A 1,364-nucleotide genomic window follows, 5' to 3' on the forward strand; every position below is an offset into this window, starting at 1 on the left:
GACATGGCGTATCTGCTGAGCGCTCGGCTTCAAGGGCATTGAGAACGGCTAATGTCGATCTCAGAAACCTTGAGCTGAAGGAGAGACGACCATGAAAAACTACATTGGTTTAGACGTATCGCAGACCAGTTGCGCCATTTGTATCTTACGTGAAGACGGCTCGCGCGTGTTCGAAGGGGAGTGTTCGACCGACCCGGATGAGATCATTGAAACGATTTCTCTTCACGCCAAATGCGTTGAACGGATCGTGCATGAATCCGGACCGCTGTCCATTTGGCTCTCGCGCGAGCTTAAAAGTCGAGAGGCACCCGTGGTCTGTATCGACGCCCGTGCGGCGCACAAGGCTCTGTCGGCGCGGATGAACAAGTCGGATCGCTCGGATGCAGAAGCATTGGCTCAGTTGGCGCGAACCGGCTGGTATCGCGAGGTGCATATCAAGAGCGAGAATAGCGACCGGCTGCGCCTGCTATTATCGGCCCGCGAACGTCTAGTTCGCATCCGTATGGACATCGAGGGTCAGGCGCGCGGTATCTTGAAAACATTCGGTATCCGCCTTGGCACAGTGCGCAAAGGACGGAGTCGACGCGATTTCCGAGATCAACTTGGTGAGATTGTTTCTGGTGACCCGATCCTCGAGGTCGTCTTCGCATCGCTGATCAAGGTGCATGAGACAGTCTGCCACAAGACCACCGATCTTGATGCCGAGATCCAACGGTACGCAAAGCACAGCGCACTGGCCCGGCGCCTCACAAGCGTGCCCGGAGTTGGACCCATCGCCGCCCTGAGCTTCATTGCCACCATTGACGATGCGACGCGTTTCCGACGTGCGGTGGATGTTGGTGCATATCTTGGTCTGACGCCAAGACGCTACCAATCGGGTGAGACCGATTGGTCCGGTCGCATCTCCAAGCGTGGGGACCGCAACATGCGCAAACTACTTTATGAAGCTGCGAACATACTGATCCAGCGGGTCGCAAAGTTCAGCCCTTTGAAGGGTTGGGCGATGCGGCTTGTGCAACGCAAAGGGCTCAAAAAGGCCACAGTCGCGACCGCGCGCAAAATGGCGGTCATCCTGACACGGCTTTGGCGAGACGGCACAGTGTTCGCTTGGACAAAGGAGGCGCTGCCAGTCTGAACTGAATCACCGAGATCCGCACTCCGCGGAAAACAGGTCCCATCGGGACGGAGGCTGGATGACCTCGCGATGCAAAGTCGATGCGCCCTACCAGGCGACTTCGCAGCGGACTTCTAGAAGGCATCCCGTCACCGACGCCATTATGGGGCGGCACGTTCGACCCCGGAGAGAACCATGAGCCCGATGCGACCTAAATCCGTCCTTGAAATCGAAGCCGCAGATAGAGAAC

The 1,364-nt window shown here is 57.3% G+C and carries 1 protein-coding gene; it reads left to right on the forward strand.

Annotation, left to right across the window (positions count from 1 at the left end):
• Positions 1-91 precede the first annotated feature (91 nt).
• On the forward strand, positions 92-1,135 hold the full coding sequence (locus H7847_RS26560; protein WP_227272730.1) for an IS110 family RNA-guided transposase: 1,044 nt from the start codon (positions 92-94) through the stop codon (positions 1,133-1,135).
• Positions 1,136-1,364: the final 229 nt, after the last annotated feature.

Source organism: Roseobacter weihaiensis, assembly GCF_020622345.1.
GTDB lineage: Bacteria > Pseudomonadota > Alphaproteobacteria > Rhodobacterales > Rhodobacteraceae > Roseobacter > Roseobacter weihaiensis.

Excerpts from the sequence above, each read along its gene's own strand:
- H7847_RS26560 (WP_227272730.1), top strand. The coding sequence starts at position 92 with ATGAAAAACTACATTGGTTTAGACGTATCGCAGACCAGTTGCGCCATT.